Source organism: Synechococcus lacustris str. Tous (assembly GCF_003011125.1).
Lineage (GTDB): Bacteria > Cyanobacteriota > Cyanobacteriia > PCC-6307 > Cyanobiaceae > Synechococcus_D > Synechococcus_D lacustris.
Map to the genome: position 1 here is coordinate 1 of NZ_PXVC01000121.1, position 3,777 is coordinate 3,777.

3 protein-coding genes are annotated in these 3,777 nt (G+C 43.7%); 2 read left to right on the forward strand and 1 reads right to left on the reverse strand.

Going from position 1 to position 3,777, the window contains the following annotated elements; genetic code table 11:
* The first annotated feature begins 225 nt into the window (after positions 1-225).
* A complete protein-coding gene (locus C7K08_RS13045; RefSeq protein ID WP_206603868.1) occupies positions 226-1,377 on the forward strand; it encodes a hypothetical protein in 1,152 nt (383 codons plus the stop codon).
* On the opposite strand, the gene C7K08_RS15295 is transcribed toward C7K08_RS13045, so the two are convergent.
* Positions 1,336-2,712 (reverse strand): lipopolysaccharide biosynthesis protein, encoded by a 1,377-nt coding sequence (locus tag C7K08_RS15295; RefSeq protein ID WP_133165283.1) that lies wholly within the window; start codon positions 2,710-2,712, stop codon positions 1,336-1,338. The two genes, C7K08_RS13045 and C7K08_RS15295, sit on opposite strands and share 42 nt — an antisense overlap.
* Positions 2,713-2,883: 171 nt before the next feature.
* Between C7K08_RS15295 and C7K08_RS13050 the strand changes: the two genes are divergently transcribed.
* Positions 2,884-3,777, forward strand: an 894-nt coding sequence (locus C7K08_RS13050; protein ID WP_161955928.1) for a glycosyltransferase, incomplete at its 3' end; no start/stop codon positions are given.

A 3,777-nucleotide genomic window follows, 5' to 3' on the forward strand; every position in this document is an offset into this window, starting at 1 on the left:
GGGATTCGTAGTGAGTGCTTTCGAATTCGAGTTGGGGTAAAAACTTTTTTAGGAACGATAGCCCTTCGTTGTCCATGAATAGTAGGGCTGGCCTTTTCAATCCTAGCGTGGAAACTTTTTCAAATCATATCATGGTTCTATTCGCTTTATGGTTGATTATTTTGTTTTCTTGTGATATTATTTATACAGTATGGTTTCATGCGAGTGGATTTTAAACACCTATTTATGCCTAATATCAAAAATTTGATTTCATCGAGTTTAGTCAATGCTGCCTGCGGTTTTGTCATTGGGGTTGGAGGCTTCAATGAATTAAGCGTATTAGGAATGGCTTGGTGGACGATACTGGAATTACAAAATAGACCGTCATTTCAGATTGATTGGCGCGATGTTGTGGTGTTATGTATCGGTGTTCTTATGTTGCTTTATTGGTCTTTCCCTGACCCTGAGATTCCCCAGTCTCTTAATGGTTTAACGATGCCCGAAATCGGTAAGGCACTAATATGGATGATTTTCTCGCCCCTGATGTTACATAGTAAGCCCTTTGATAAGGGAAGGGCTTTGCTTTTGGGCATAGCATCTGGTTTGGCTTGTTACAGTGGATTAACTTTGATTGCCTCTTTTCTTTTTCAGCCTTTTCAAGGTAGTTACCGTCATTTATTTAATATCTTTACTGGTGGGCTTGATGCTGGGAGCACGCAGCCTGGTTATGTAGCTTGCGGTGTTCTTATGATTATTCTAAGGCTAGAATCGCGGTTTCTTCCTGCTGCTATTGCTCTTACCCTGGGCTATGTGGTTCAGGCTCAGAACCGTTCTGCAATGATTCTGCTCCTTTTTGTCATTGGCTTATTGGTTTGGGAAAGGAGAATTTTTCTACTTAATAAGTTTCGTAGTAATGCCGCAATTTTTATGACGATAATAGCATTTATCATGCCATTACTATATGGAATAAGTCAATTTTCTTTTGCTAAACGTTTTGGTGATATATTTAGCATTGGTAGGGTTGAGACCCATCGGGTTGGCTTTGATAGGCTTCTTAGGACATACTACACAGCAGATAGCTCCTTGCTAAGTCAAGTTCCAGTCAATCTAGTAATTAAGGATAAATGGTGGCATAACATACTTCTTGATTCTATGCGAAATTCTGGATTCTTGGGTCATTGCCTCAGTTTGATTTGGATAGCTGGATTATTGTTTTCTTGCTACTATTGGTTTAGTCGTGGAGAGATTTTAGGTTGTTCAGTTGCTATGGTTTGCCTTGCAATTCTTTGGACAAGTATTCCGATAGGCGTTGGTTCTTTTGAGTTAATGAGTATTTTAACTCTCACGCTTTTGAGTTTATATTTTCCTGTTCATACTTCGTCTTCCAGTCACCCTTAAGTATATTGTAATACCTAGTATTGAAATACTGCCTATTGACATTAACCACGATAAAGGCATTATAGGCTCCCATATTGCTAGGGGCAATACCAACAGCAAGGCTAAGCATGGTAGGATATTTTCCTTGCAACGGAGTACTTTTTTAGAATCCCAGAATGTTAGGGCTAAAGTTGTTGTTATTGCAACAGTTAGGCTTAGCCATGCGTATCCGTCAATCCCCCATTTGGGTAGCCACAAAATATAACCAAATGGAGCTATTGATAGCAATACACTAATTTGAAGTACGCTTATTTGTGTTAGTTTCAAGCCAATAAATGCTTGCTGTTGAAAAACTTGATTTATTCCATTGCATACCGCTGCGAGCAACAACGCTCTAGCGGGTATTATTGCGTCTGAGTAATTATTGCCAAATATTCTCGGCAACAGATTGATGTCTAGAAGTGTGTATATTGAAAATATACCCAGTCCGACAAATATTACTCCTTCTAATGCCACAATCAATCTGGTCTTTGCTTCATCACTTCCATGAGAGCTTTCAATGAATAGAATTGGGGCTAATGCAGTAGGAAATATTCCAACAAGTTGAACCATTAATTGTGCTACTTTTAGTAAGCTTAATTTCTGAAGGCCTTGATCCGCCCCAATTAATAGTAATGCCGGGAAAAAAACTAATTGATGCGCAAATGGCACCAAATAAAATTGTACTCCTCCCGTTAGAAATATTTTTAATGGGAGAGGATTTCCGTTAGCTTCAGGTAATTGCCGTAGATTTAAAATAGCAGCCCCAGCATTTATTGTTGAAGATAATAATAGTCCAATTAGAATGCCTATCCAGCCTAGCCATAGGCCTAGGCTGAAAGGAAGTACTACTTTGAAAAGGGCTACCTGTAGGTGTCGCTGAAATACTTGACTGTAGTTACGATTAGCAAGTAGTGGTTCCCAGAGCACATCCACATACGATTCAATAAATAAGTACCCTATAATTAAGGCTATATACCAAACGCTTTCACCTAAATGTTTTAGAGATGGTTGAAGTATTGGCCAAGCAAGTAGGGCGCCTAAGCCGCTAAAAAAGGCGTTCCAACTAAGAAATTGCCGTTGAATTCCTCCTCTCTCGCTTTTAGGAAGGGCGCATACTCGCACTTGATAATTGTAATCTGTTCCAAAATGAGCGATACTAGATAATGATTGAGCTGTGCTACTTAAAAGAGTGAAACCTCCAATTATTCCGGGTGGTATAAATCGTAAGAAAAGCACATTTGCAATGAAGCCAATGCCTTTGCTTGCCACTTGTACAAAAATAGAGTGTTTTGCGATTTTTTTTAGAGATTTCAATTAAAATCATAGGAAACTGCATACTTGTATTGTAATGGTGTTTGGTTCCATTTCTCTGAGTTGGGTTTCTTGTTTTGTTCATGGTCCTTATCATTTTGCGATATGTTTAGCCCCAATGGGCATCTCCTCATTTTTTGTTTGAACTGWTCAAGCGTTTGGTAGTGAATGGTGATGAAGATCCTCCATGCCCTACCTGTGTGGGCCCCCGCTTGGCAATATGGCGGGCCCGTGCGGAGCGTTGGTCGCCTTTGCGGCGCCCTTGCTGATAGGGGCATCAAGGTGGAAGTGATCACAACCACCGCTGGTTTACCCGATTGGCCGCCAGCAGAAATTGGTGTGCCGCTTGAGCGAGATGGCATCACCATTACCTATTACCCGGAGGATCAACCGGGTGGAGCGATTCGCTCACGCGCCTTATTAGCAGCCTTGCCAAAGCACCTCGCCCGCAATCAGTTGTTACACATAAGCGCCCTCTGGCAACCCTTGGGTCCACCGCTGCAGCGGGCAGCCCAGCGCCTTGGCCTGCCTGTGGTGCATAGCCTGAGGGGAGCGCTTGGCCCCTATAGCCTCAGCCGCGGCTGGTGGAAAAAGCTGCCTTACTACTGGCTAGTGGAACGGCCTTGCCTAAAGCGTGCTGCCGCCTTACACACCACTTCAGGCCGTGAGCAGCGSGAATGCAACAACCCATTGCTTGGCCTTGGGGGCTTCCCCCCCCGCTGGCTTTTGCCCAATCCCCTCGAGCTAGCAGCCTTTGGTTTTGATCCCCAGCAGCGCCTGRCCTGGCGCACCACCCATCAACTGAAAGCCAAGGAGCCCCTATTTTTGTTGTGCGGCAGGCACCATCACAAGAAGGGTTTAGATCTGTTGGCACCGGTTTTTAAAGCCCTTGCCCATCTGCCTTGGCATTTTGCTTTGGTGGGCCCAGATGAAGATGGCAGCGCGGCCGCCCTCGAGCAAAGCCTTAGGTGCCATGGTTTAGGCGAGCGCCTATTGCGATTGCCATTGCAACAGGCGACTGAATTGCCAGCTCTTTTTGCCGCTGCCGATCTTTTACTAATGCCGAGC